Source organism: Acinetobacter sp. AG1 (genome assembly GCF_001005525.1).
Classification (GTDB): domain Bacteria; phylum Pseudomonadota; class Gammaproteobacteria; order Pseudomonadales; family Moraxellaceae; genus Acinetobacter; species Acinetobacter modestus.
Genome location: NZ_LBMZ01000120.1, coordinates 75,087 through 100,854, shown reverse-complemented (window position 1 = coordinate 100,854; position 25,768 = coordinate 75,087). Strand labels below are relative to the sequence as shown.

Sequence of the window (25,768 nt, the reverse complement as noted above, 5' to 3'; positions counted from 1 at the left end):
GATTATTAATCTTAAAAAAAGAAAAGCCCCAAAAAAGGGGCATGTATGATAAAAATTAGAATGGTATTTGAGTAAGTTGATTTAAAAAGTGTGGCAGCACTTTAGGTTCTAATAAAATTGTCATGACAACACCATACGCTGCTCCCCATAAGTGAGCGCTATGGTTGATATTTGTGTTGCCTCTTTTGCCAGACCAAATACTATAAGCGACATATAAAATGGCAAAAATAATGGCTGGAACGGGAATAAAGAAAACGAAAATGAGCTTCCATGGTTGAAACAGAATATAAGCAAATAACACTGCAGAAACAGCACCAGACGCACCTAAACTTGCCCAACGAATATCATGTCGATGTTTTAAATAGCTTGGTAAAATTGCTGCAATTAACCCACCTAAATAAAATAAGACAAAGCCTGTGTCATAAAAAAACTGACGATAAAAGCTTTCTATAATATTGCCAAAGAAGAACAGCGTGATCATGTTAAAGAGTAAATGAGTACCATCAGCATGAACAAAACCATGTGTGATAAAGCGGTCATACTGCCCACGTTGCAGTGCAGGTGGCCAAAAAATTAAACGATTCATCACCGTTTGATTTGAGAAGGCTAACAAGGAAATCGCAACTGTAATGATGATCAGTGTCACAGTATGACTAAAGGGTAGATGTAACATAAATGTTTTAAAATTGATCAGTGTCTCAGCAATAATGCCATTAAAAACTTAATAAACAATGATCTTGCATAGAATTCCTACAAAAATGGTTGATTTTTTTTTATTACACTCCATCTTCGGTTAAGATAACGACATCAGCTTGAGGAATATTGTTATGTCGACTGAGAACACCAACACTGCCATTGCAGAAGAAATCCCCAACCTTTTGATTACTCCATCTGCGCAAGAGTATTTAAGTGATTTATTATCAAAGCAAAATACTCCAGGGATTGGCGTTCGTGTTTTTGTAGAGCATCCAGGTACACCGCGTGCAGAATGTTGTATGGCATATAGTGCACCTGATGAAGTAGTACCAACAGACTACAAACAGGAATATCCTGATTTTCCTGCTTATGTTGATACACCATCCATTCCATATTTATTAGATGCTGTCATTGACTACAACAAAGACCGTTTTGGTGGTCAATTAACTTTCCGTGCACCAAATTCGAAAGTGCCACGTGTTGGCCCAGATGCATCAATTGAAGAACGAATTACCTATATTTTACAATCTGAGATCAATCCAGGTTTAGAAGGTCATGGCGGTAATTGTAGTTTAGTTGAAGTGAAAGATGATCCTGAGCATGGTCTTACAGCTGTGTTAAAATTTGGTGGTGGTTGCCAAGGTTGCTCAGCAATTGATGTTACCCTTAAACAAGGTGTTGAAACGACTTTACAACAGCATGTCCCAGAATTAAAGCGTGTGGTTGACCAAACTGATCACTCTCAGTCAGAAGGTGCGTACTTCAAGTAATAAAACTTGAAATTTATTGCATTATAAAAGCCCTGAATAGGGCTTTTTTTATTGTTTATTTAATCAAATTTTATTTAATCATTATGTTCATGAATATAGGAGCTGAGTAAAATAATGAAAATATAAATAATAATTATTATCATTTATATTGAGTTTTATTGTTTTTTTGTTAGAATCTAGCGTAGTTTTTTAGCAAATCTTATGATTTATCTTAATTAGGTGGGAATATGTCTAATAAAATAGCACGCCATACATTACTCGCGACTTCAATTCTGAGTGGCATGATGACGTTTGCATATGCAGCAGAAACTACAGTTAATCAAAGTGGATTGGTTGAAAAGTCAAATGAAAATGATGTTGTTAAACTGGAGACAATTGTTCTAACAGCAGAGGAACAAATTAAACAATCTCTCGGAGTTTCTAAGATCACTGCCGAAGATTTAGAAAAAATTCCAGTACGTAATGATATTTCTGAATACGTTCGTCGTATGCCAGGCGTTAATTTAACAGGGAATAGTGCAACAGGTCAGCGTGGAAATAATCGTCAAATTGATATTCGTGGTATGGGGCCTGAGAATACACTCATTTTGATTGATGGAAAGCCTGTTTCCTCACGTAACTCTGTACGCTATGGTTGGAAAGGAGAGCGTGATACGCGGGGAGATTCAAATTGGGTGCCAGTAGAAGCAATCGAGTCTATTGAGGTTTTACGAGGTCCAGCAGCAGCTCGTTATGGTTCTGGAGCGGCAGGTGGTGTAGTCAATATTATTACTAAGAAAGTAACGAATGATACACATGGTTCCGTTGAGCTATATAGCAATCAACCTGAAGATTCCAAAGAAGGCGATTCTACTCGAGCAAGTTTCAATCTAAGTGGCCCAATCATTAAAGACATTTTATCTTATCGTTTATATGGTAATTACAATAAAACTGATGCAGATTCAGTAGATATTAATAAATCAATTGGCAGTCAGGCTGCTGGTCGAGAAGGGGTTAAAAATAAAGATATTGCTGGGCGCTTAGCTTGGCAAGCAACTGATGAACAAACAGTATTGCTTGATATTTCTTCTGGTCGCCAAGGCAATATTTATTCTGGAGACTCTCAATTAAATTCAAATGCAGAAACCGACCCAATTCTTTCTCAACTTATCGGGAAAGAAACCAATACCATGTATCGAGATACCTTGGCGCTAACTCATGAGGGAGATTGGGATTGGGGCAAAAGCAAATTCGTTGCACAGTACGATAAAACGCGTAATAAAAGACTTCCAGAGGGTTTAGCAGGAAGTGTTGAAGGAAAAATTAATAATTTAAATGATCGTGTTACATCTAAACTAGACACGTTAAGATTAAATGGCGAGCTAAATATTCCACTTGAATATTATCTGCCACAAGCAATGACGTTGGGTATCGAGTGGGTGGAAGATAAATTCACTGATCAGACTTCCACAACACAAGGCAAGGATCAAAGTGGTGCTGGCTATGGCGATCAGCTTGCAAAAGGTGATCGTAGTAAAATGGAATCACGAATTGCATCGGCATATATTGAAGATAATTTCAAAGTTACAGATATGACCGATGTTGTGGTCGGTTTACGTTTTGATGATCACAGTAAATCAGGCTCAAACTGGAGCCCAAGTTTAAACATAACGCAAAAACTAAATGATCATTTTACTTTGAAAGGGGGGATTGCCAAAGCCTATAAAGCCCCGAATATGTACCAAAATGCTGAAGGTTATTTATTAAGTACCAATGGTAATGGTTGTCCTGCAAATATTGCTTCGCGCTGCTTATTACAAGGTAATGGCGATTTAAAACCAGAAACTTCAATCAACAAAGAAATTGGGATTCAATTCCAAAAAGATGTTGTGAATGCCAGCTTAGCTTGGTTCAGAAATGATTATAAAAATAAGATTGTTGCTGGAACAGACATTGTTGGGACTGTGAACGGTTCAAGTACAAATGCAAATGGCGGCGTTACGCAAACGACTTGGAATATTCTTCGTTGGGATAATACACCAGAGGCATTGATTCAAGGGTTTGAAGGGAGTTTAGGGCTAGATTATGGCAATATCCGCTGGACCAACAATTTCACTTATATGATGGACTCTAAGGACAAGAAAACAGGAAATCCTTTGTCACTTGTTCCAAACTATACGATTAACTCAATTTTCGATTATGACATCACGGATCAATTGGATGTGAATTTTGTTTACACTCAATATGGTCGTCAAAAATCACGTCAATTCGCAGAAAATAGGATTGAAGCAGGTGTGGGTTCAGGTGGTACAAGTAGTGCGATTAAGCCAAGTGATGTAAAAAGTTATAGCTTAGTCGGTTTAAATATGGGCTATAAATTTAACAGTCAATTCAGCACTCGTCTTGGTGTAAGTAATTTATTTGATAAACAAATTTTAAGAGATAGTAATTCAATCAGTCAAACATACAACGAACCGGGTCGGGCTTATTATGCAAGTTTAAAATATTCATTCTAAGCAAACGGCGATAAAACAAGGCACTTTAAGTGCCTTGTTTTTTTAGTATTTCATTGACTTGTTCTGAGTAATAAAATTTTTCTAGATGTGCGCGTGCACGTTGTCTTAAATACCCAGTTTGAATCACTTGCTGTAGCATGGGTGTAAGTAAATTATTTAATTCATTCTGAATTAAATCTTCATCAATATTTAGATCACGCAGTAACAAATCGAAAGTTCTCTCTTGGTTTCTTGCGTACCACGCATAGACCCCATCATGAACCTGCTGTTTTAAGTAAGGCGTTTGGCGAATATGATCCCAAATTTCATGACCTAATCCCACGGTTTTAGGTAGGTCTTGGACTTCAAAGTAGTTTCGTAATACTGAAACTGGCATCAGTTTGATTTTATGCCAAAGATTTGCTTGGAAGTGATAGAGCTTGTCATCATTAAAATGTTGATTCAAAACTTTTTCACTCATTTGGCTAATTTTTAAAATATTCTTTTGCAGATAATGACCAATGGTTTCATTTAGGTTGGAATCCGTAACGGTTTCTAAAACGGATTTGCCCATTTTCATGAAATGTCCTACCCCAGGAACGCGTTTAGACATGACCGAATTATCTAAGTAATCTTGGATTGAGTGTTGTATAAGCTGTGTAATCAACGCTGAAAAGGCTGGATTATTGACGATAGTTTTAATTAAACGTTGCCGATGTCCAGCTTTTCCTGCGACGTATTGTGCAATTGAGTCGATGGTCAATACAGAAATAACTTCTTCAATTGTGGTGCTATCGTTCAGCGGATGAATCAAAGCAAAACGAATATGCTCAGCAATTTGCTCAATTAGAAATGGACTTGCGGGCGTTGCTAGAATTTGCTTTTCGATCAGTTTAAAAATCTGTTCAAATGACCAAATATGTTGTAGCTGTTGCAACCGTAACCAATGATAGAATTGCTTAAACTCATATTGAATGGTTTCTGATTGTGAAAACTCTTGATCTAAAAAATCAAGTTGTGCATCAATTAGCTGTTCTATCATTGGATGTTTAGACATAAAACCTCAAATTCTTACTAAACTTATGGAGATGGTGTAGTTGCAGGCTTTTGTGTCTGGATTTTGCTCAAGAAAGGTAGATATTGTTGAACCACCAATTGATCTGCTTCCAAGATTGGCATATGTCCCACATTATCTAAAATCACAGGTGCTTGCGCATTTTTCAATAATGATTTTAACTCAGGTGCCACTTCGACATTAATAATTTTATCTTGCTTGCCCCATAAAATCAGGGTGGGTGCATCAATTGATTTTGCAAGCAGAGCAAAAGAATCTGGAGTAAATAGTTTATTGAGTGCGATCACTTGATCCACCATTTTTTGAGTTTGCTCAACTTGACCAATCATCATTTTTTCTTGTGCTTGAGCAATTTCTTTTGGAATAAATGGTGGAGCATACATCGCCTGTTGCATCAAGAAATTGAAGTCGCCTTTTTTACTGACGATCATGTTTTTCACATGGTTCGGATCTTTTAGATAAGGCGTTGTTGCCGCTTTGTAGACACCAGCAGCATCGACCAAGAACAGGCTTTTCGTTTCAAAAGGATATTGACCTGCATAGAGCATTGCAATCGATCCACCAAGTGAGTGACCTGCAATATGTGCTGGACCAGTCAAATTTGCGGCTTCGATAAAACGACGTAATTTTTCAGTCACATTCGGAACTGAATAATCAAAGTCTTTAGGAACTTGCGTTTCGCCACTCGCTGGTAAGTCAGGGATAATAACATGGTAATTTGCGGTTAATGCATGTGCGACACGATTCCAGTTATCACGACTACCTGCTAAACCATGGATTAAAATAACAATAGGTTTTCCTGCTTGACCACCTTCACTATATGACCAGCTAATATCTCCTACTTTTAAAGTCTTGGTCTGTAAGCCAGCCCAAGCACGTTCTTGTTGTAATACATTTTGGAAACTCATTTCTATTTCAGCAGCTTGAGTAGAACTTACAGCAATTGTTGCTAAGCTGAATGAGAGCAAAGTGGCAGTGATCGTTTTTCGGAATGGTGTTGAAAACAGTGTTTTGGTCATGATTGTTCTATCCTTGATTTATTTTTAAACCAATTGATTATTGTAGAAGTTTGGAGTGGAGTCATTTGCATAATCTACAGATGTATGGAAATTCTTGCCAATGAAATGATTAATTTTCCATTATTTTTCTTGATATCAGGACACTCAATTGTCTGAGAGTTTTTATTTTTGTCAGTGACAATCTAGCATCCCCACATTAAACTAGTTTTTCATGTCAATCATAGATGGATGTACGCATGCTCACCGCTCAAGAAGCCTTAGAACGTTTAAAATCTGGTAATGCTCGTTTTGTTAAAGGGGAAACGACCCAGCAAAAATTGCTCACTCACCAAGAGCGTGCTGAAATGGCAAGTGAACAAAATCCTTTTGCAATCGTCTTAGGATGTTCTGATTCTCGAGTGCCTGCGGAAATGGTATTTGATCAGGGGTTAGGTGACTTGTTTGTTATCCGAGTTGCTGGAAATATTGTTGCACCCTCTCAGGTTGGTAGTGTTGAATTTGCTGCTGAACGTTATGATTGTGCTGTGGTTGTTGTATTAGGACATAGTCATTGCGGTGCGATTCAAGCAACGATTGATACACTTAAACATCCTGATCAAGCGCCATCTTCAAACTTGATGTCAATCGTAAATCGTGTACGCCCATCTGTTGAAATCTTAATGCAAACTGAGTTAAAGGATGATTTGAAAAAATTGTCTGCGCATGCAGTACGGTCAAATGTATTTGCTTCGGTGAATCAGCTACGTCATGGCTCAGCTGTATTAGAGGGTTTGATTGAAAAAGGCAAAATGATTGTTGTTGGCGCAGAATACTCGCTTGAGACAGGTGAAGTGACATTCTTTGATTTTTAAAATGCTGTAGGGAACTATGTTCATCGTTCCGTTAATGAAAAAAACTCGGTAGATTAACATCATGTTAATCTACTATTTTAAATAGCTCTAATCGTTTACAACAGATTAATTTGAATCCTTTCAAGCAATTCATCCTCTACAATTTCAAAGTTCGTAATTTGTGCTGATTGTGTCTTCATCAAAGGATGATCCACATCCATTTTATCTAGACCATCTAATAAACGTAATTTATTAATCACATGTATTTCTAAAGGCAACAAAGTGAAAGGAGGGCTAATAAATTTTGGAGGATACTCACGTTTATCATTATCAATCAATTCTTCACAATGTAACTCCGATATTTCTATCAAAGAAGGAGACAAAGATATGGAGTCTTTAGACCAATTTTCTGTTAAATATTGAAAACTACCTTTCATAGGTAGCTCAAAAGGCAAAGCTTCATTAATCCAATGATAATAAGACCACAAAGAGAAATAATCATAGCTTAGAGGGAAATCGGATATAGCCTTTTGCTTTAAGCAAAATTCGACTTGTCTAGCCATTTTTTTTGCTAAATTCTTATTATCAAGCAAAATAGCCCAGAAAAGTAAGGCTGAGAAAGCTGAGAAGTATTTTTTAAATCTATGTACATTCATTTTATCAATAGGATTTCTCTTAAAATCATTTAGTTGTAACTCAACAGCAACATCCATATACATCAATGAACGATTTAAATGATCTATTGCATGTGAATCTAAATTATGACTTTCTATTTCTCTAAATGCCATTTGTGCAAATGATATAGACATACCAATGATATGATGTGGATAAAAAACATCATTACTATTCAAAGCCACTAAAATATGTTTTTGATCAAACTCCAAACACTTTTTTAAATGATCAAGACTATATGATCTATATGCCTTTAATAACTTCTTCAACTCATTTAATGCTTTCATAAAAAACCTCTGCCTCGTTACACACTTGCAGGACGCAATGCTAAACTGGTTAACGATATGATTTTAACTGAGATTTTATCCCTGTAGGAAATGATAGCAATCGTTTCATTAATGCAATACGGCAGAATTTGATATTTACAACGCCCCTTTAATATAGGGATAAGCTAAATTTAATAGAATAGGTTGGGCTTTAGCATTTGGGTGAATTTGATCGTTTTGAATTAAATTTTTATGTCCAGCGACCCCTTCTAAAAAGAAAGGCAATAACTTGACCTTATATTGCTGGCTTACAACTTTATAATTTTTTTCAAAAGCGCTGCTATACGCTGTCCCATAATTGGGTGGTATTTTCATGCCGAATAGTAAAACAGAGGCTTGCTGTTTTTGGCTGAGTTGTACCAATTGTGCTAAATTTTTTTGAATCATTTGAGGGGGTTGACCTCGTAAGCCATCATTTCCACCTAACTCAATTACAACAATTTCAGGCTGATAAGTTTGCAATAATTTAGGCAATCTTGCCAAAGCACCACTTGTAGTTTCACCACTGACGCTTGCATTGACCACTTTATGCTGTTTCGGATAATGTTGATCTAAACGCTGTTGTAATAGGTTTACCCAGCCTTGTTTGGCATCTATGCCATAACCTGCACTGAGACTGTCACCCAAAATTAAAATAGTCTTTGCTGATGCGAAAGCGGGTAATGAGCAAATCGTGATGATTCCAAATGTTTTGGATAGCGAAAATAAAACTTTAGATATTTGCATTGCACTTCAAATTTGTCCTAAAGGATACGTGACATCATGCCACAGCCGATTATTTCTGCCCAAAAAGTTACACAAAATATCCACATTAATCAGCAAACATTAACCATCTTAAAAAATATCGATTTAGATATTTATCAGGGGGAACAGATTGCGATTACAGGTCGTTCAGGTTCTGGAAAATCCACTCTATTAGGTATTCTAGCAACACTTGATCGACCAAGTATGGGCGAATTGTGGGTCTGTGGACAAGCGGTGCATACTTTAACTGAAGAGCAGCGTGCTCAGGTTCGTTTAGAAAATATTGGTTTCGTGTTTCAATCTTTTCAGCTTTTACCACAGCTTAGTGCACTCGAAAATGTGATGTTACCCTTACGTCTTCAGCCTGATTTTAATTTTAGGCAAGCTGAAAATAAGGCATTGCAATGGCTAGAGCGTGTTGGATTAGTTCGCCAAGCACAGCAAACGCCTAAAGTTTTATCGGGTGGTGAGCAACAACGTGTTGCGCTTGCACGGGCCTTAATTGCTGAGCCTAAGATTATTTTTGCAGATGAACCGACAGGTAATCTGGATGGGCAAACCGCAGCAGAAATTGAGCAACTGTTATTTGATTTAAACAAAGAACTCGGAACAACTTTAATCCTTGTAACGCATGATCAAAATTTGGCAGCCTTGTGTCAACGACATGTCAAATTGCTTGACGGCCAAATCCAAGAAATTATAAAAGTGCAGGAGGGTGTATGAGTTCAGTTCTCAAACCACTACTTTTACAAAGCTTCCGCACAGGAGGGTTATATTTACTGATTATTGCCCTGTCTCTAGCCATAAGTGCCACCACCGCATTAAAATTTAGTAATACTCAAGTTCAAAATGCCGTTTCATTGCAAGCTGCTGAAATGCTGGGTGCAGATTTAGTTTTGTCTGATAATGACCCTATCCAATCAAAGTGGATACAAAAGGCTCAACAACTTCATCTAAAACAGGCACCTGTCACTTTGTTTGGATCAATGGCACATACCCAAGATCAATTTGTGATGGTCAATGTCAAAGCTGTCGATGAGCATTTTCCGCTGCGCGGTAAACTAGAGATCCAACCGAGAGCGAAATCTATTCAACAAGGTGAAGTTTGGTTAAGTCCAAGAGCAATTGATCTATTAAAAGTAAAAGTGGGGGATCAGGTTGCAATTGCTGATGGCAAATTTAAAGTAACAGGCATTATTGAGCATGATTCTAATCAGGAGTTGGGCTTTTCAGGTTTTTCACCAACCGTGATTATTCATCAAGCAGATATTGCGAAAACGAATGCCATTCAGGTTGGGAGTCGTATTGATTATCGTCTGTTGATGGCAGGTGAGCCAAAACAAGTTGAAACATTTAAGACCATCTTTAAACAAGAAACCAAGCTTGAAGCTGATCCTCATAATCAACAAGCAGAGAATAGTGAACAAAGCACACTGAAACTACGTGATGCGAGTCAGTCCAATACCCGTTTGATGAAACCTATTGAAAATCTGGATACCTTTCTACAGCTTGCCAACCTCTTAACCATTCTACTGTGTGGGATTGCAATTGCTTTAACCAGTCAACGTTATGTGCAACAAAATCAGGATCATATTGCCTTGATGCGTTGTCTCGGTGCGAGTAAAAGACAGATATTAGTCACTTATATGATATTGCTTGCACTTGTCAGTGCCTTATCAGTTTTGATTGGAAGTTTTATTGGAATCATTTTAGGCTATGGTTTGTTGCAGTTGATGCTGCAACTGATTCCACAATTACAACTCAGCTTTGCGATTGTTGATCTATTCATGGCTTTACCAATTGCAATTTTTACCAGTGTTATGGTGTTAATTGGTTTCATTTTGCCAAGCATTTGGGAGTTATTGAATACGCCACCAATTCGTGTCATTCGTCAGCAAGAGCGTTCACGTAAATCCTATATTATGATGTTTAGTGTCGGTATTGCGAGTTTGGTCATATTTAGTTTAGTTTTGAGTGATAATCTAAAGCTAAGCCTATTGGTCTTATCTGCCATATTAGTACTTTGTGTGACTCTATTTGCTGTGATTTGGTCATTACTGAAAGCAATTAAGCAGTTGAAACATCCCTTATCTGCTTATGTTCGAATCCCACATCAGACAGCTTTGCAAATTACAGCACTTGCTTTAGGTCTCAGCTTAATAACGGTTCTAAGTGTTTTAAGAACGGATTTATTAGAGCGTTGGCAGCAACAATTGCCTGAAGGTACACCGAATCAGTTTGTCTATGGTCTGCCGCCATTTGATATGCCACAGTTTAAACAGCAGCTTGAACAAAATAATTGGCAATCAACACCCCTATATCCCAATATTCGGGGTCGCTTAATTGCTAAAAATGGGCAGGCTTTCAGTGCTGAATTGATTCAACAGAATAATTCCTTACGCCGTGAACTAAATTTGACGCAAGCGGAACTTTATCCAAAAGATAATCTTATTACTCAAGGGAATCCAAAGTTCACCCAAGTTGGACAAGTGTCGGTAGAAGAAGAATTGGCTAGTGAGTTAGGGATCAAAGTCGGGGATCAGCTGAGTTTTAGTTTGCCTGAAGGATCATTGGATGCCAAAGTGATTAACCTACGTTCAGTTGAGTGGGAAAGTTTTAGCCCTAATTTTTTCTTTATTTTTTCGCCCAAAACCATGGATGAAAATGCAGGAAGCTATTTAGGCAGTTTTTATGTCCCTACTGCGGATCAGCCGAAAATGGTACGCTTGATTGAACAATTTACCAATACCGTATTTATTGATGTGGGGCGTGTATTAGATGAAGTGAAACGCCTAATGAATACATTGGTTCAGGTGGTGACAGTACTGGCAATATTGGTTGGATTGTCTGGAGTTTTGGTTCTTATTGCTTGTCTAAATGTTTTAATGGATGAGCGCCGTAAAGAAGTGGCGTTATTACGATCTTTTGGTGTCGCAAAAAATAAATTAAAACAGATGCTCAGTTTAGAAATTGGTTTTATTGGTTTGATGGCAGGAATTTTAGCATGTCTTTTTGCTGAAGTGATTAGTGCGATTGCCAGTTACAAGATGCAAATGGCAATCCAATTTCATCCTGAAATTTGGTTAATTTTACCGCTCAGTATGATGCTGGTATGTATGTTGATTGGTCGATATCGACTCAGTTATTTATGTGATATCCCACCGTTACAAAGTCTGAGAGAGATCAATCAATCTTAAAAGCTTAACTGGTTTTGGCGCAGGATTTCATTCCAAAGAGAATTAAGACCTGTGCTTAACTCATTACAGTAAACATAAAATCCGAGCGTTAATAAACCACCTAAAACCAGTGCAATGATTTGTAAGATAACTCGATGTTGAGTTTTATGACTGAAATACCAAGAGCCTGCAAGTAAAGCACCCATGATCATTCCACCGATATGTGCTGCATTATTAATACCTGAAACAGTAAAGCCAAAGGCAAGGTTAATCGCCATAATTAATAATAATGACTTTTTATCTAACCAAAAACGTTGTTGGGGTAAAGGTGGAAATAAAGAAACAGTTGTGAGCGCAGCACCTAAACCCATCACAGCACCAGATGCACCAGCACTGATATGTGGCAGTAATTTGGGATCGAAATGTTGTAATAATTCATAGCCGTCCTGAATACTGAGATAACTAGAAAGAACGCTACCCATTAAACCTGCTAGAAAATACAGCGCAATATAATAACGACGACCAAAAAGTGGTTCAGCAACACTCCCGAAAATATACAATGCCCACATATTCAGCATTAAATGGATCAGACCGAAATGGAAAAACATACTGCTAAACAGACGTTCGGGCTGTCCGGAGAAGGTGAGTGGTGTAAAATCTGCTCCCCAAGTAATTGCATCCATAGGGGAAGGGTCGGTAATATTCACACCTGAAAGAATTTGCCAGCCAAATAAACCAACATTGATGGCAATTAATAATGCTGTAAACCACCATATCTGTATTTGCAACTTTTGAGTAATTTGTGGTGGAGTGGTTTCAGTCATATGTTTATGCAAGTTATTACGATATAAAAATAGCTTAGCATGAATTTGTTGCCCAAGGAGTGATGCGCTTTAATGAAAGCCTTTTTAGCACGTGCAGTGATGTTGATTATCGGTATCATTCTTCTCATTCAGCTTTGGATTTTTAGTAGCTTGGTGTGGTGGAGAACGCAGCCTGTTGAAACAACGATGTTTATGCGTTGGGATTACCTGACTGACTTTAAGCCAATTCAACAAGACTGGCGTGATTATGATGATATTAGTGATAACTTTAAGCATGCAATTCTAGCTGCTGAAGATGCTAAATTTATTCATCATCATGGTTTCGATTGGGCTGGGATTCAGTTTGCATTAGAGCGTAATAATGAAAAAGGGGAAGTCGTTGCAGGCGGTTCCACGATTTCTCAACAGCTAGCAAAAAACTTATTCCTTTATAATCAGCGTTCATTTATTCGTAAGGGGCAGGAAGCTGTTGCTACATGGATGATGGAACGTATGTGGTCAAAACGTCGAATTTTAGAGGTTTATATGAATTCGGTCGAGTTTGGTCAAAATATCTATGGTGTTGAAGCTGCTGCACAATTTTATTATGGTAAGAGCTCGAAAAGTTTAACACGTGAGCAAGCTGCTTTTTTAGCTGCTTTACTACCAAATCCTAAGTATTATCAAGACCATCGCAATGATCATAAGTTACAGTTTCGTAAGCGTGTGATTTTAAGGTATATGAATAGTACACAAATCCCACAATAATTCAGATAAATTAAAAAAAGCTCAATATTTTTGGGCTTTTTTACCAAATTGACATAATTTTGCAGCATACTTAAACCGTGTTTTGATGAATGATAAAGCGACAAGGTTCAGTATGAATACTGCAGTGACGACAACAACGCCAACAGAATATACTTATAATGATCGATATATAAATCGTGAACTTTCAATTCTCGATTTTCATTTACGCGTACTTGAGCAAGCAGTTGATCCTCTCCATCCACTATTAGAAAGAATGAATTTCCTGCTTATTTTTTCAAGAAATTTAGATGAATTTTTTGAAATTCGTGTTGCAGGAATGATGGAGCAATTAACTTTAGGCAATGAAAGTCGTACACCAGATGGTTTGACCCCTAAGCAAGTGCTTGATCAAATTTCTAAAACAGCACATGCTGCGATTGAACGACAATATCGTATTTTAAATGAACAAATTTTACCAAAATTGCGTGAGGAAGATATTTGCTTTTTACGTCGTGGTGAATTGACTCCAGCACAATCGGCATGGATTAAAAAATATTTCCAAGAACAAGTTGCACCCGTTTTAACACCGATTAGTCTTGATCCAGCACATCCATTTCCACGTTTAGTAAATAAAAGTTTGAACTTTATTGTAACGCTGGAAGGTAAAGATGCTTTTGGTCGTCAGATTGATCTTGCTGTAGTGCCAGCGCCTCGCTCTTTACCTCGTGTGGTTCGTTTACCCGATGAGCTTACGGATGGTAAAGAACATCATGTCATGTTATCTGCCATTATCCATGAACATGTTTCAGACCTATTCCCTGGTATGACGGCAACAGGTTGTTATCAATTCCGTGTAACGCGTAATGCCGATTTAGCCTTAAATGAAGATGTTGAAGATTTAGCAAAAGCTTTAAAAGGTGAGTTGAGTTCACGTCGTTTTGGACGTGCCGTTCGTTTAGAAGTTACGCATAATTGTCCAAAGCATATTTATGAATATTTATTGGATGAATTTGATTTAGAAGAAGAACAGCTTTATCGCGTAGACGGTCCTGTAAATTTGGCGCGATTACTTTCTAATTTTAAACGTCCACATTTACGCTATGACTCACATACACCAGTCCTTCCAAAAGTATTTAAGAAGACTGAAAGTATTTTTGCTGCGATGCAAAAGCAAGATATTTTATTGCATCACCCATTTGAGTCATTTGCACCTGTAATTCAATTATTGCGTGAAGCAGCACGTGATCCGCAAGTTTTGGCAATTAAACAAACACTTTATCGTAGTGGTGCAGACTCAGAAATTGTTCAAGTACTTGCCGAAGCGGCACGCAATGGTAAAGAAGTCACTGCTGTGATTGAGTTACGTGCTCGTTTTGATGAAGAATCAAATATTGAAGTTGCAAATGTATTGCAAGAAGCTGGCGCTGTGGTTGTTTATGGGATCGTTGGTTATAAAACACATGCCAAAATGATTTTAGTCGTACGCCGTGAGAATAATAAATTAGTACGTTATGTACATTTGGGTACAGGGAACTACCATGCCACGAATGCACGTATCTACACTGATTATGGTCTAATGACTACAGATAAAGATTTGTGTGAAGATGTACATCGAATTTTCCAAGAGCTTACGGGCATGGGGAAAATGGCAAAACCGAAAAAGTTATTACATGCACCATTTACATTACATGCTCAACTAATTAACTATATTGATGAAGAAATTGCGAATGCCAAAGAGGGTAAATCGGCGCAGATTATTGTAAAAGTGAATGCGTTAACCGAAGTCCAACTGATCAATAAGCTATATGAAGCATCGCAAGCAGGCGTACAAATTGACTTAATTATTCGTTCAATTTGTTGCTTACGTCCGGGTCTCCCGAACTTGTCAGAGAATATTCGTGTTCGTTCAATTGTGGGAAGATTCTTGGAACATACACGAGTTTATTATTTTAGTAACAATGGTAATCCTCGTATTTATTGTTCAAGTGCAGATTGGATGGATCGTAATTTATTTAATCGTGTAGAAGCATGTTTCCCGATTGAAGATCCTGCATTGAAAAAGCGTATTTATCAATTAGGTTTAATGAATTACTTAAAAGACAATCAGCAAGCTTGGTTATTACAAGGTGATGGTGTCTGGGATCGTGCTAAACCGGCTCAGGGTGAGCAACCGCACAACGCGCAACACACATTACTTGATGCGATTAAATAAATCTAAAAACCGACTTTAAGGTCGGTTTTTTGTAGATATAGATTAGTTGGTTTTAATTTCTAAGACCAACTGATTGACTAAATCGGCAGCTTCCAACTCTCTAATTTGTGCCACATTGCTCCCTGCCCAAAATGCGCCATAACTAAAATCTTGGTGGGTATTTGCAATACTCATTAGTTGTTTAGCTAGATCATAAGTATAAGGATATGCTGGCGTTTGAGGTCGATTTGGTGAGTCAATCAGTGTGTGCCAAGTTCCCAATAAACCACGTGCTGGACGACCTGATAAGCTTGAACTGATTTGTGTAATAGATTGACTGAATAAAGCTTTTCGATAGGCTGCATTCGCACTCGAACTTTTACATTGCACAAATGCTGTACCCAATTGAACAGCAGCAGCACCTAATTTCAACATCGATTTTGCTTGATCACCATTCATAATACCGCCAGCAGCTACGACAGGTAATTTACAATGTGTTGAGATGAGTTGTACGAGATCACTGGTTTTAATTGCTGCATCAAAAGTTTGATTGAAAATACCCCGATGTCCTCCAGCTTCAATCCCTTGAGCAATAATAATATCAATACCCGCCGCCTCAATTGCTTTGGCCTCGATGAGATTGGTTGCTGAAACCATGGTAATAATTCCAGCTTGCTTTAATGCTTCAATTTGATGAGGGTGAGGAATTCCAAAATGAAAACTCACAGCTTTGGGGCGAGTTTCAAGTACAACATTCAGGAAATCATCATTATCTAAAAAGCTTGGATAAATACAATTCAATTCAGTCGGAGGTTCTGCTCCGAATTTTTCAAATTCAGGACGAATATAGTTAATCCATTGTTGAGCAACTTCTGGATTGAGTTGTTCTGATTGATGGCAGAAAAAATTAACTTGAAAAGGATGGTCAGTCAGTTCTTGAGTTTTAATAATTTGTTGTTTTGCTGCCTCTGCTGAATTTGCCCCAAGTCCCAAAGAACCTAAAGCCCCTTGATTAGAAACTTCAGCAGCAAGCTCTGGTGTTGATACACCAGCCATTGGGGAAAGAAAAATTGGATGCTTTATTTCTAATAATTCTAAAATTGACATGATTTATATACTCTTTAGCTTTTCCATCACCATAACGTAAAAACAAAAAGCCCTGCAAATAATAATCGGTATTTAATTATTGAATACTAATCTTTTTAAATACCGAGTCACATAGAAATTAAATGGCAGTCACATGGAACAATGAGCCGACCCAACTCGAAAATGCCATGGCTAAAATACCCCATAAAGTAATACGTAAACTACCTTTTAGCATCGATGTTCGAGCAAAATAACTGGATAACGCTCCCAATAATGCTAGTGAGACGATACCTGTAATTAAAACTGAGCGAGCGACCCATGAACTTGGGCTGAGTAAAATGGCAAGCATAGGAAGTACAGCACCACATGAAAAGGAAGCAGCAGAAGAGAGCGCTGCTTGAATAGGATTCGCAGCAGTATTTTCATGTATGCCAATTTCATCACGGGCATGTGCCCCAAGTGCATCATGTTCGGTGAGTTGTGTGGCAACTTCATGTGCCAATTCAGGTTTTAGACCTCTCGAAATATAAATTTCAGTCAGTTCTTTCAATTCTGCATGCGGATTTTTTTCAAGTTCAGTTGCTTCAAATCTTAAGTCTGATTTTTCAATATCTTCTTGAGATTTTACCGAAATATATTCTCCAGCCGCCATCGAGGTTGCACCTGAGATCAGTCCAGCAATACAGGTGATCAAGAGTGTCTGCGAACTCGCACCACTGGCTGCCATCCCCATGATTAAACTTGTGACAGAAATAATGCCATCATTTGCACCAAGCACGGCAGCACGCAGCCATCCTGAGCGTTGTATGACATGAAGTTCTTGGTGGTGTGACAAAGACATAATGACTCTCTTTTTATATATGTAAACGTAATTATTGGGACAAATAGATGAATCATTATGAGCAGAATTTTATGACGATTCATCAACTTAACTTACTTATAAAGTAACTTATTTTAACGATAGCGTGATGATGATTTAGTTATGATATGTGAATAGTTTAACATTTATATATGTGTGAAATTGATTTTGTATCAGCCATCGAGTTGGTATTTTGAGTTGAGATCTATGATGAATAATTCGAAAAAAAAGCTACTGAGTCATACACTATTTATTTTAGGTTTTATATTGCCACTACAGCATGTAATCAGTGCTGAACCTGATTTTGTGAAAGAAGGTGATGCGGCGTATAAACCAGGGCATCCTATTTACGATCGTTGGGATAAATTTTATAAAATTGAACAGAGTCAGCCTGAAGAAGCGGAGAAAATTCTTTTAGAACTTACACAACTTACGCCACAAGATATTAAAGTTTGGAAGAGTCTAACGTATTTGCAAATCCGTTTGAAGAAGTCAAATGAGGCAATTCAAAGTGTTCGTAAAGCGGAATTACTTGATCCTCAAGATCAACAGCTAAAATTACAAGAAGCATATTTGCTCAATCAACAAAATAGAAATACTGAAGCATTGGTTATTTTTAAAAACTTGAGCACATCCTCTGACAGTGAAATTTCAAATAAAGCACAACAAGCTGTGCAGAATTTAAGTGGTTCAACAGTTAAGTCAACATTTAAAGATATTTATTTTGCGCCATCTTATGAGTCTCGCTATGACGACTTTATTTTCCCCTTGAAAATGCGATACGGTAAAAATTTAGAGGGTGGGCGAGCGCAGGTATATGGTTTTATAAATCTAAATCGTGATACTAAATCAAAAGGTGGTGTGCGCCCTGAAATTATCGATGAAAATGCGGTAACAGTGGGTGTTGGTGCAAATTATCAACCGTGGCAATCTATACCGATTCGCGCTTACCTTGAGGTCGGAGGTAGTTACGATTTGATTGATCGTAATCGCGACAAGTTTCGTGAAAGTGTGGTTGGTGGGGTGACAGGCTATCAAGAATGGTATGCCAATCCAACTATCGAACATCGTACAGTATGGAATGATTATTTTACTGATTTATATGGCAATGTCGCGAGTTACTCACGCGAAGATTATAACGTGATTGCGGATTTAAGATTACGATCTGGTTTTAACGTCTATCGTGGCGAAGCAGGGACAGTCCAAACATATGGCAAACTGCATACCTTAGCTGATTCTAAAGGCGAAAATTACAATAATTTATTTGAATATGGTGTGGGTGTGGCTTGGCAACCATTCAATTACGTCCCCGTAAAATTAAGAGTAGAACGTCTTTACGGTGATTATTTTAAGAGTGCTTTATCTGACGGGACTGAGAGTTATAACAACACACGTACAGAACTGGTATTTTATAAGGATTTCTAATAATGAAAAAATTAATATCGATTGTCTTTGGTACACGACCTGAGTTGATTAAATTAGCACCTGTTATTTTATTGGCGCAACAAGATCCACGTTTTCAAGTTGAAGTTATCTTTACAGGGCAACACGATGAGTTAGTTCGAGATGCCATTGATTTTTTTCAAATCAAAATAGATCAACGTTTGCAAATGATGAATGCTGGTCAAAGTTTGAATCAATTATTAATACAAGGTTTAAGCCAATTAGAACAAGTTTTTAATGATGGAAAGCAACGTGATGCTGTGATTATTCAAGGTGATACAACGACAGTATTGGCTGCTGGTTTGGTTGCATTTTCAATGAAAATTCCAGTTGCGCATGTTGAAGCTGGTTTGCGGTCTTATGATTTAGACCATCCCTTTCCTGAAGAAGGTAATCGACAATTGGTGTCTAGAATTACTCGTTGGCATTTTGCACCCACTGAGCAATCGAAACAAAATCTACTTCTTGAAAATATTCCATCAAATGCAATAACGGTGACAGGAAATACGGTCGTTGATGCAGTTTATTTGGGTCGAGATTTAATTCATCAACAAGATCGAGAACAAAATCATCTGCAACAACACGGTTTAAATTTTCCAATCAATGCTCGTGTGATACTCATTACGGCACATCGACGAGAGAACTTTGGAGAAGGGATTCGCAATATTTGTCATGCGGTTGAGCAGTTGGTTCAAAAGCATTCAGATGTGCATTTTATTTGGCCTGTTCACTTAAATCCTGCAGTGCGTGAGGTGGTCTATGCTCAATTCGCAGAGCATCCTCAAATACATTTAGTAAAACCTTTGGATTATCCTAGTCTTTTAGCCGTGATTGATCGTGCTGAGTTTATCTTGACAGATTCGGGTGGCATACAAGAGGAGAGCCCTTCATTTCATAAACCTGTCTTAATCTTACGTGACACGACTGAGCGTCCTGAAGTTGTAGACGTAGGCGCAGGAATTTTGGTGGGGACGGATCAACACAAAATTGTGACTGAGGCCGAAAAATTACTGACTGATCCAAGCCACTATGCTTCTATGGCAAATGCTCCAAACCCATTCGGAGATGGCAAGGCTTCACAACGGATTTTAGACAAAATTGCTGAAGCATAATTGATCGGTTCTAATCATGATGTAAATGAATTGTTTAAATTTTTGGAGAGGTTCTTAAAGGCGATCCATATTTGAACTGATACCATAAAGCAACAACATATACTGTGGCGCGGCTCATATAATGTGGGCCGTCAAATATATAAACCTTTTGTCCTTCATATGCTTTCAGTTGCTCCATTATTTCCCAAGGATAGGCAGACCGAAATTTGCCGTCTTTAACGGGCCTAAAAGCTTCTAAGACAATAATCACATTTTCTTTGCCAAATTCTTTTTGTAATTCTTCTAAAGTCGCTCTTGCTTGTTTAGGCGAACGGGTGCCTACACCAACACCATCTTGAAAAAATACCCCTGTATGTTGTGGTAACCAACTTTTGAGCCATGCATCAAAGTGTTTTGGGTTTTGTTCAGCACTATAAATACTGATCCAGATCGGTTTAGGTAAAATACGAATTGCTTTAGCGAGATCATCGACACATAACCACGTTGGATCAGCCTCGATGGGGAGGTAATAGCCTTTTAATGGGACTGACTGAGTTTTCTCTATAATTTTTTTAGAATGCTGAGCGAGTGTCAGTACATTGGAGCGAGCAATTTTTTCATTGTATTCACCAGCTAGACCTAAAATAATATTTTTTGCCCACGGCTCTTGATTCAATTGCTTGAGATTTATATTTTTTTCCCATTTAGGAAAACTAGTATCGTGATCAAACCAAGACTTGGATTCTACTACTGACCACTGAGGGACAAAGGTAGTAACACCCAACAAATCCCAGTTTCCTGTCGGTGCAGTGGTTGCTAAATCAGGCTGCCAAAACATTCCCTCAATTTGAGGTGCTAATTGCTCTGTTTTGAAGTGGTGCATGCAGCCACCCACTAACAATAATGTAGAGGTGGCTAAACCGATGAGAATTGATGTTGATTTATTCAGCCTTTTCTTGATCATTCGGTCGTTTTCGCCAATACCACAGCAGGATCGCTAAAATCATGATAGCAGAGATCGTCACGATCAGGATAAAGAAAGAGGACTGTTGAACTAAAGGTGCTTTCTGATTGCCTACAATAATCTTTTGCAAGGTAAAGATCTGCCCATTTTCAGCAATTAAAATCTTACTCGCGTTATTAGGAATACTGGTTTGGACTTTTTCCCAAAGTTTAGTGAAGTTTTGTGCTCCTTCAATAGAGTCTGTCACAATATCAAAGCGTTGGTCATGAAAACTTACTAAAAAACCACGTGCTGCCGCGGGTGCATAAATAATATCGGGATGCATCAAGACTTGCTGACGGTAGATATTCGGATTGACTTGGATATTGATCACTTCGGGTTTTGCTGTATCCACCTTTACAAGATTGAGCGGAACTGGGTCATTGGTCATCAACATTCGTTTTGCTGTTTGGCTCACAGCAATCGCCATTTCTAAACTACCTGAATTACTATCAATCGCAATCGTAGGATGTGTTGCAAAACTCATAGAAAGTGAAGCAACACCATTTTTGAGTTTGTGTGGGAGCTTAACAGTTGATTTTTTAGTATCAATCCATAACGAACCTTTCGCTGTTGGCAAACACTGTGAATTAACAATCACCGAGTTTTCTAATTTCATGTTAAAGGTCGTACTGTCTGAAATCGTTTTTGCAAAATAGTTAAATTGTCGATTTACAGGGTCAGAATCTAATTCTGCTGTTTTTAAACTGCCCGCCAGTCCGCCATCAATCCAAGTGGTCAGATTCGAACCTTCCAATAAACCACTTTGCACACGTAGGGCGATTTGACCTTGTAAAATGTCGGTGGGTTGCCAAACTGCTGGGAATGATAGAAATAAGTTTTTTTCAGCTTGGTTGAGTCTGAAATCACTAATGCCTAGATCAGCAAACGTTTTAATGTCTTTCAACTGAGCCCATTTGGGGGCTGCAAGTTTATTCGGTAAAAATGTTGCTGAAGTATCCAGTTGTTGCAAATAGTCAGAATTTAATAATCCATTGATTGCTGATGCCAGTTTTTCAGGCTGATCATATTGAATCCGTAGAGTCGGAATCTCATTTTCGGCACTCATCTGTACCAGAGTCCCATTAAGCAAAGGAGTTGCTGATTTACTGATTTCAATAAAAAAGTTAGCGGCTTGATCAGTTGGTGCATTCTGTTCATACCATTGAATTGGTGTGACAGCGCTCCAAGCACTAATTAAGCGCCCTAACATTGATGCTTCACTCATATTTTTTTGATTAAATTTTAAAACACCTACAAATGGCGTAGGGCGAACAATTTGTGGGTTAAATAAGGCATCTGGTAAATCTTTTAATTTATAGATAGGTCGGTGTCTTAAATAATCAATTTTAGAGTGGCTAAAATAGGTGACTTGATCAACATCCTCACTACAGAACGTGGTTCGATCTGCTGCTGGAGACGTTGCTGGTGAATACTGCTGTATAATAAAGTCCAGTCGATGAAAACCACTTTGGCTGGCAGGAATATTAAAATCTAAAGTACCTGAACCATTGAGTGTGGTGTTATAGATAAGCTTATCGTCGTATTTAACTAACAGTGTGGTGAAATGTTCAGTTGAGTATTCGCTAGTAAAACGAATACTTTGCCATTCTGAGCCTTTACCTACATAAAAGAAGTGAGGTTCGATGGTGTATTTATTTGATGTATTAATATTATCAAAAGTCCACGTATTCCATGTATCAGCCGAAGCAAACACAGGCAAAGAGAGAGTCATACTTGCGAGTAGAACTTTTAACATGTGATGATCTAAGTGATTTTTTTTCATTTATTTTCTCTCTTTGCTACGTTCAGTTTTGTACCACTGTAAAGAGTTCCCTTGAATCTTATTTTTCAACATGTCATAAGCAGCTTTAAACACAATAAATAAAAAGATTTGAGAATAAGTTACGTAAGATAAAACTGAGAAGAAATATAGTTGGGGTTTAGCTCTTTCTAATGAGAGGGTAAACCACATTTGTGCGACATATAAACAGAAGGATAGGCCCCAGAGTAGGGTAAATGGACCAGCTAGACTGATCCCTGCAATACCGAGTAAACCTAGGCTTAGGGTGATATGACTCCAAATTAGTGCGGGAACAAACAGCACATAACACATGATGTTATTAAAGATCTCGACACCAATTGGAAATGGCTTTCTTAATGCGATGGGTAAATATTTACTAGTGACATAGAAATTTCCCTGCGTCCAGCGAGAGCGCTGCTTGATAAAAACACTGAGAGATGGCGGATCTTGCTGCCAACCTACGGCATAAGGCACCCACTTAATCCGTTTCTGCCCTAAAAAAATCCTAAAACTCATTTCAGTGTCATCTACTAATGATTTCTCGTCAAAACCACCTAATGTTTCAAGTGCATCTCGCCAGATCACATAATTTGTACCCATGAGTGTAGAGAGTTCAAAGCGCTGCCAGCGACCACCTTGGAAAATCCATTGGAAAAAAATAAACTCAATTGCAATAAAACGCGTCAAGATACTATCCCGCCAGTTGCGAGTTCTCACTTTACCGTTTACTGCGACTAATTTTTTATCCGCCAATAAAGTTTGGGCCAGTAGCCTTACACAGTCAGGTTCAGGTGTACTATCTGCATCATAGACAACGATCAGTTCGCCTTGAGCGTGTGGTAGACCATTATTTAAGGTTCGAGATTTACCTTTCCCCCCCATTCCTTTGGGAACATTGACGATCTTAATACATGGATAAATTGCTGCCATCCGTTCAGCAATTTCTAAGGTATTGTCTTTAGAACCATCATTAATTAATAACACTTCATAAGCATGGGCTGGGTAATCTTGTTGTGCAATCGCATGTAAAGTATCTTCGATTACAACACCTTCGTTGTAAGCAGGAATCAAGACACTCAAAAATGGCCAGTGTTCAGGAATGGGAAGGTTTTCTAATTCACGTGCGGCATTTTTTGAATATTTCCAAGCTTGAAAACTGAGCCACGCCCAAAAAGCTTGAGGAATCCAGATACCTAAAAAACCAAATAGGAAAAGCACATCAATTGCGGGCATTTATTCTTCTCCTACGGATAATGGAAATAATAAGAATGAGCAGTAATCCACATCCTAATAAAAGCGAAATCCACGAAATTGAACTGCCAAATGTACTTAACAGGCTTGGATAGGGTGCTGAGAGAATATAGTCTAAGGGGATAATTACTGTGCTGATGGCCATCATGATATAACCAACAATACTCGTTTCAACGCCATCAGTAGTGCTTTGATAATTGATATGATTTAATTTCCAAGAAATACCAAGATGAGGGTATGCAACATTATTCAACGACATATCCACTGGAGGATTCACAATAATCTGATAGCCAGAATTCTGTGTGACATCTGTGGTTGCTTGATAAAAATATTGTTGGCGGTGTTGAATCATGCGTGCAGGAACATTTAATTCATTAGAATCATCTGATTGAATGATGTAATTGCCTGCTGGCTGTGCAATTAAGTTTTCGTCCCATCCTGTTTCAACAATTGCTGCCAAAGGTCTCAAGCCAATTGCAGTTGAAAATGTAGCTTTTGCTGCAAAGTATTTTGAATACTTCATTTGATAGACAGCAATTGGAATCGCACCCTGACTGACTGCTTTTTTAATTTTATAATAATCAACAATGCTGAAATATTCATTTGGGAGAATAATCCCAGGCTTAATATCATGTTGAATTAGATTTTTGAAGCTAGCGGATTGTAATTGGTCTACCGTGAATATGGGCCACCAAGTTGAAGTCTGTGGAAATAATTGCGAGACTGATGATGCTGATTGAATCTGAGCTGATGTCTCATCAGCGCTACGTTCAATTTGACAATGATAATACTGTTGATAAAAGCTCTGAAGCGTTGCATCTGGAAAATGCGAAGCGCTAATCAGCATCCCACAAATATTTAAAATAACAGACATTAAACAATCTCCTTGTTGATAGGAGATAGATGTTCAATATGCTGTTCAATTTTCAGTTTTAAAACACTGAGTTCTTGTAGTTGTTGAATAAAGAATGGGTAAAGCTGATTTTCATTTTTTTCAGGTTCGTGGATAACAATACTTTTAATTTCACTGAGTTCTTCATTAATAAAATGATAAATCACACTGTCTCGTTCAGTGGATAAGATTTCCATGATCTTATTTTGTGTTTCTTTCCAGACATCTTCTCCTAACATTTCTCTGATTAGAATGGTGTTGGTAATTTGGGTTGTAAGTACTTTATAGTGGTCTTTTTGTGTGAGCTGTAAAAGTTTTCGAAGTTCCCCTTGAAAGTGAGCCAATGCGGTCAAAGGTAAAATATCATGTTGATAGTTACGGTCGTAACTTTGGATTGCGCGATAACTTTTTAATGCATTTTGAATATTATGGCGCACCGCACTTAAAAATATCGGTGCCATTGGAATTACAAATAATAAAAGTAACTGTCTTTCGATATAAGTTTGATTAGCTAAATCAAGCGAAAAATAAACAGCCATACTCAGAAATGCAACTAAACCCATAAGTAAAGCTGCACCAATATTTAAAAATGCGCCTGCAACCAATAACAAAATTAAAAAAATCCAACTGCCTCTATAACTCGCAGGTAACCATTCATAAGCAACGATACCCATAAATATTTGAGCTGCGATAATCCATAAGATGAGTGCTGGTGCTGGATTCTTTTGCATAGCTATTTTATTTTAATGAATTCTTTTCTGATTAACTTAACACCATATTAATGTGGTTTTTGATTGTTTTATGTTATTGATTTGA

General features: G+C 37.8%; 22 protein-coding genes. 9 read left to right on the top strand and 13 right to left on the bottom strand.

What is annotated here, in order from left to right:
• Positions 1–55: 55 nt before the first annotated feature.
• Complete coding sequence (locus AAV96_RS14165) at positions 56–673, bottom strand: rhomboid family intramembrane serine protease (RefSeq protein WP_004663327.1); 618 nt, start codon at positions 671–673, stop codon at positions 56–58.
• A gap of 154 nt (positions 674–827) precedes the next feature.
• On the opposite strand from AAV96_RS14165, the gene nfuA reads away from it, so the two are divergent.
• Both nfuA and AAV96_RS14155 read left to right on the top strand, forming a co-directional pair.
• Positions 828–1,466, top strand: a complete 639-nt coding sequence (nfuA, locus tag AAV96_RS14160) for a Fe-S biogenesis protein NfuA (protein WP_046739773.1) — start codon at positions 828–830, stop codon at positions 1,464–1,466.
• A 227-nt stretch (positions 1,467–1,693) separates the two neighbouring features.
• Positions 1,694–3,961 (top strand): TonB-dependent siderophore receptor, encoded by a 2,268-nt coding sequence (locus AAV96_RS14155; RefSeq protein WP_046739772.1) that lies wholly within the window; start codon positions 1,694–1,696, stop codon positions 3,959–3,961.
• Positions 3,962–3,986: 25 nt separating this feature from the next.
• Here the strand turns inward: AAV96_RS14155 and AAV96_RS14150 are convergent, their stop codons facing one another.
• Together AAV96_RS14150 and AAV96_RS14145 are read right to left on the bottom strand one after the other, a co-directional pair.
• Complete coding sequence (locus AAV96_RS14150) at positions 3,987–4,997, bottom strand: hypothetical protein (protein ID WP_046739771.1); 1,011 nt, start codon at positions 4,995–4,997, stop codon at positions 3,987–3,989.
• 23 nt (positions 4,998–5,020) lie between these two features.
• A complete protein-coding gene (locus AAV96_RS14145) occupies positions 5,021–6,034 on the bottom strand; it encodes an alpha/beta fold hydrolase (protein ID WP_046739770.1) in 1,014 nt (337 codons plus the stop codon).
• Positions 6,035–6,270: 236 nt separating this feature from the next.
• Between AAV96_RS14145 and AAV96_RS14140 the strand changes: the two genes are divergently transcribed.
• Positions 6,271–6,885, top strand: a complete 615-nt coding sequence (locus tag AAV96_RS14140; protein WP_046739769.1) for a carbonic anhydrase — start codon at positions 6,271–6,273, stop codon at positions 6,883–6,885.
• A 95-nt stretch (positions 6,886–6,980) separates the two neighbouring features.
• Here AAV96_RS14140 and AAV96_RS14135 read toward each other — a convergent pair whose 3' ends face one another.
• Together AAV96_RS14135 and AAV96_RS14130 are read right to left on the bottom strand one after the other, a co-directional pair.
• The gene (locus AAV96_RS14135; protein WP_046739768.1) at positions 6,981–7,823 is read right to left on the bottom strand and encodes a hypothetical protein; all 843 of its coding nucleotides are present in this window, start codon (positions 7,821–7,823) and stop codon (positions 6,981–6,983) included.
• Positions 7,824–7,958: 135 nt separating this feature from the next.
• Entirely contained in the window at positions 7,959–8,588 is a 630-nt protein-coding gene (locus AAV96_RS14130) for an arylesterase (RefSeq protein WP_046739767.1), read from the bottom strand.
• Between the two features lie 36 nt (positions 8,589–8,624).
• Here AAV96_RS14130 and AAV96_RS14125 point away from each other — a divergent pair, with 36 nt between their 5' ends.
• Both AAV96_RS14125 and AAV96_RS14120 read left to right on the top strand, forming a co-directional pair.
• Positions 8,625–9,329 carry an ABC transporter ATP-binding protein gene (locus AAV96_RS14125; protein ID WP_046739766.1) on the top strand — a complete coding sequence of 235 codons (705 nt, stop codon included), beginning with the start codon at positions 8,625–8,627 and terminating at the stop codon, positions 9,327–9,329.
• Positions 9,326–11,803 carry an ABC transporter permease gene (locus tag AAV96_RS14120; RefSeq protein ID WP_046739765.1) on the top strand — a complete coding sequence of 826 codons (2,478 nt, stop codon included), beginning with the start codon at positions 9,326–9,328 and terminating at the stop codon, positions 11,801–11,803. The genes AAV96_RS14125 and AAV96_RS14120 overlap by 4 nt, the downstream gene beginning before the upstream one ends.
• Here AAV96_RS14120 and AAV96_RS14115 read toward each other — a convergent pair.
• Positions 11,800–12,606 carry a rhomboid family intramembrane serine protease gene (locus AAV96_RS14115; RefSeq protein ID WP_046739764.1) on the bottom strand — a complete coding sequence of 269 codons (807 nt, stop codon included), beginning with the start codon at positions 12,604–12,606 and terminating at the stop codon, positions 11,800–11,802. The genes AAV96_RS14120 and AAV96_RS14115 overlap by 4 nt on opposite strands.
• A 72-nt stretch (positions 12,607–12,678) precedes the next feature.
• Between AAV96_RS14115 and mtgA the strand changes: the two genes are divergently transcribed.
• Both mtgA and ppk1 read left to right on the top strand, forming a co-directional pair.
• Complete coding sequence (gene mtgA, locus AAV96_RS14110; RefSeq protein ID WP_004663315.1) at positions 12,679–13,353, top strand: monofunctional biosynthetic peptidoglycan transglycosylase; 675 nt, start codon at positions 12,679–12,681, stop codon at positions 13,351–13,353.
• Positions 13,354–13,465: 112 nt separating this feature from the next.
• Positions 13,466–15,544 (top strand): polyphosphate kinase 1, encoded by a 2,079-nt coding sequence (ppk1, locus tag AAV96_RS14105; protein ID WP_046739763.1) that lies wholly within the window; start codon positions 13,466–13,468, stop codon positions 15,542–15,544.
• A 42-nt stretch (positions 15,545–15,586) separates the two neighbouring features.
• Here the strand turns inward: ppk1 and AAV96_RS14100 are convergent, their stop codons facing one another.
• Both AAV96_RS14100 and AAV96_RS14095 read right to left on the bottom strand, forming a co-directional pair.
• Entirely contained in the window at positions 15,587–16,630 is a 1,044-nt protein-coding gene (locus AAV96_RS14100; RefSeq protein WP_046739762.1) for an NAD(P)H-dependent flavin oxidoreductase, read from the bottom strand.
• 118 nt (positions 16,631–16,748) lie between these two features.
• Positions 16,749–17,450: a VIT family protein gene (locus AAV96_RS14095; protein WP_046739761.1), complete on the bottom strand. Its 702-nt coding sequence runs from the start codon at positions 17,448–17,450 to the stop codon at positions 16,749–16,751.
• Positions 17,451–17,678: 228 nt separating this feature from the next.
• Between AAV96_RS14095 and AAV96_RS14090 the strand changes: the two genes are divergently transcribed.
• Complete coding sequence (locus AAV96_RS14090) at positions 17,679–18,893, top strand: tetratricopeptide repeat protein (RefSeq protein ID WP_034601831.1); 1,215 nt, start codon at positions 17,679–17,681, stop codon at positions 18,891–18,893.
• 2 nt (positions 18,894–18,895) lie between these two features.
• Positions 18,896–20,023, top strand: coding sequence for a non-hydrolyzing UDP-N-acetylglucosamine 2-epimerase (gene wecB / locus AAV96_RS14085; RefSeq protein WP_046739760.1), 1,128 nt, complete (start codon positions 18,896–18,898; stop codon positions 20,021–20,023).
• A gap of 34 nt (positions 20,024–20,057) precedes the next feature.
• On the opposite strand, the gene AAV96_RS14080 is transcribed toward wecB, so the two are convergent.
• The 5 genes from AAV96_RS14080 to AAV96_RS14060 are packed head-to-tail and all read right to left on the bottom strand — an operon-like array spanning position 20,058 to position 25,683.
• On the bottom strand, positions 20,058–20,966 hold the full coding sequence (locus AAV96_RS14080; RefSeq protein ID WP_046739759.1) for a hypothetical protein: 909 nt from the start codon (positions 20,964–20,966) through the stop codon (positions 20,058–20,060).
• A complete protein-coding gene (locus AAV96_RS14075) occupies positions 20,944–22,791 on the bottom strand; it encodes a hypothetical protein (protein ID WP_046739758.1) in 1,848 nt (615 codons plus the stop codon). The genes AAV96_RS14080 and AAV96_RS14075 overlap by 23 nt, the downstream gene beginning before the upstream one ends.
• Positions 22,792–24,042: a glycosyltransferase family 2 protein gene (locus AAV96_RS14070; RefSeq protein WP_004663300.1), complete on the bottom strand. Its 1,251-nt coding sequence runs from the start codon at positions 24,040–24,042 to the stop codon at positions 22,792–22,794.
• On the bottom strand, positions 24,029–24,934 hold the full coding sequence (locus AAV96_RS14065; RefSeq protein WP_046739757.1) for a hypothetical protein: 906 nt from the start codon (positions 24,932–24,934) through the stop codon (positions 24,029–24,031). Before AAV96_RS14065 ends, AAV96_RS14070 begins: the two co-directional genes overlap by 14 nt.
• Positions 24,934–25,683, bottom strand: coding sequence for a hypothetical protein (locus tag AAV96_RS14060; protein ID WP_046739756.1), 750 nt, complete (start codon positions 25,681–25,683; stop codon positions 24,934–24,936). Before AAV96_RS14060 ends, AAV96_RS14065 begins: the two co-directional genes overlap by 1 nt.
• Positions 25,684–25,768: the final 85 nt, after the last annotated feature.

What these genes read in the sequence shown, in the direction of transcription:
- AAV96_RS14165 (WP_004663327.1), bottom strand. Translation starts at nt 673, where the DNA reads ATGTTACATCTACCCTTTAGTCATACTGTGACACTGATCATCATTACA.
- nfuA (WP_046739773.1), top strand. Translation starts at nt 828, where the DNA reads ATGTCGACTGAGAACACCAACACTGCCATTGCAGAAGAAATCCCCAAC.
- AAV96_RS14155 (WP_046739772.1), top strand. Translation starts at nt 1,694, where the DNA reads ATGTCTAATAAAATAGCACGCCATACATTACTCGCGACTTCAATTCTG.
- AAV96_RS14150 (WP_046739771.1), bottom strand. Translation starts at nt 4,997, where the DNA reads ATGTCTAAACATCCAATGATAGAACAGCTAATTGATGCACAACTTGAT.
- AAV96_RS14145 (WP_046739770.1), bottom strand. Translation starts at nt 6,034, where the DNA reads ATGACCAAAACACTGTTTTCAACACCATTCCGAAAAACGATCACTGCC.
- AAV96_RS14140 (WP_046739769.1), top strand. Translation starts at nt 6,271, where the DNA reads ATGCTCACCGCTCAAGAAGCCTTAGAACGTTTAAAATCTGGTAATGCT.
- AAV96_RS14135 (WP_046739768.1), bottom strand. Translation starts at nt 7,823, where the DNA reads ATGAAAGCATTAAATGAGTTGAAGAAGTTATTAAAGGCATATAGATCA.
- AAV96_RS14130 (WP_046739767.1), bottom strand. Translation starts at nt 8,588, where the DNA reads ATGCAAATATCTAAAGTTTTATTTTCGCTATCCAAAACATTTGGAATC.
- AAV96_RS14125 (WP_046739766.1), top strand. Translation starts at nt 8,625, where the DNA reads ATGCCACAGCCGATTATTTCTGCCCAAAAAGTTACACAAAATATCCAC.
- AAV96_RS14120 (WP_046739765.1), top strand. Translation starts at nt 9,326, where the DNA reads ATGAGTTCAGTTCTCAAACCACTACTTTTACAAAGCTTCCGCACAGGA.
- AAV96_RS14115 (WP_046739764.1), bottom strand. Translation starts at nt 12,606, where the DNA reads ATGACTGAAACCACTCCACCACAAATTACTCAAAAGTTGCAAATACAG.
- mtgA (WP_004663315.1), top strand. Translation starts at nt 12,679, where the DNA reads ATGAAAGCCTTTTTAGCACGTGCAGTGATGTTGATTATCGGTATCATT.
- ppk1 (WP_046739763.1), top strand. Translation starts at nt 13,466, where the DNA reads ATGAATACTGCAGTGACGACAACAACGCCAACAGAATATACTTATAAT.
- AAV96_RS14100 (WP_046739762.1), bottom strand. Translation starts at nt 16,630, where the DNA reads ATGTCAATTTTAGAATTATTAGAAATAAAGCATCCAATTTTTCTTTCC.
- AAV96_RS14095 (WP_046739761.1), bottom strand. Translation starts at nt 17,450, where the DNA reads ATGTCTTTGTCACACCACCAAGAACTTCATGTCATACAACGCTCAGGA.
- AAV96_RS14090 (WP_034601831.1), top strand. Translation starts at nt 17,679, where the DNA reads ATGAATAATTCGAAAAAAAAGCTACTGAGTCATACACTATTTATTTTA.
- wecB (WP_046739760.1), top strand. Translation starts at nt 18,896, where the DNA reads ATGAAAAAATTAATATCGATTGTCTTTGGTACACGACCTGAGTTGATT.
- AAV96_RS14080 (WP_046739759.1), bottom strand. Translation starts at nt 20,966, where the DNA reads ATGATCAAGAAAAGGCTGAATAAATCAACATCAATTCTCATCGGTTTA.
- AAV96_RS14075 (WP_046739758.1), bottom strand. Translation starts at nt 22,791, where the DNA reads ATGAAAAAAAATCACTTAGATCATCACATGTTAAAAGTTCTACTCGCA.
- AAV96_RS14070 (WP_004663300.1), bottom strand. Translation starts at nt 24,042, where the DNA reads ATGCCCGCAATTGATGTGCTTTTCCTATTTGGTTTTTTAGGTATCTGG.
- AAV96_RS14065 (WP_046739757.1), bottom strand. Translation starts at nt 24,934, where the DNA reads ATGTCTGTTATTTTAAATATTTGTGGGATGCTGATTAGCGCTTCGCAT.
- AAV96_RS14060 (WP_046739756.1), bottom strand. Translation starts at nt 25,683, where the DNA reads ATGCAAAAGAATCCAGCACCAGCACTCATCTTATGGATTATCGCAGCT.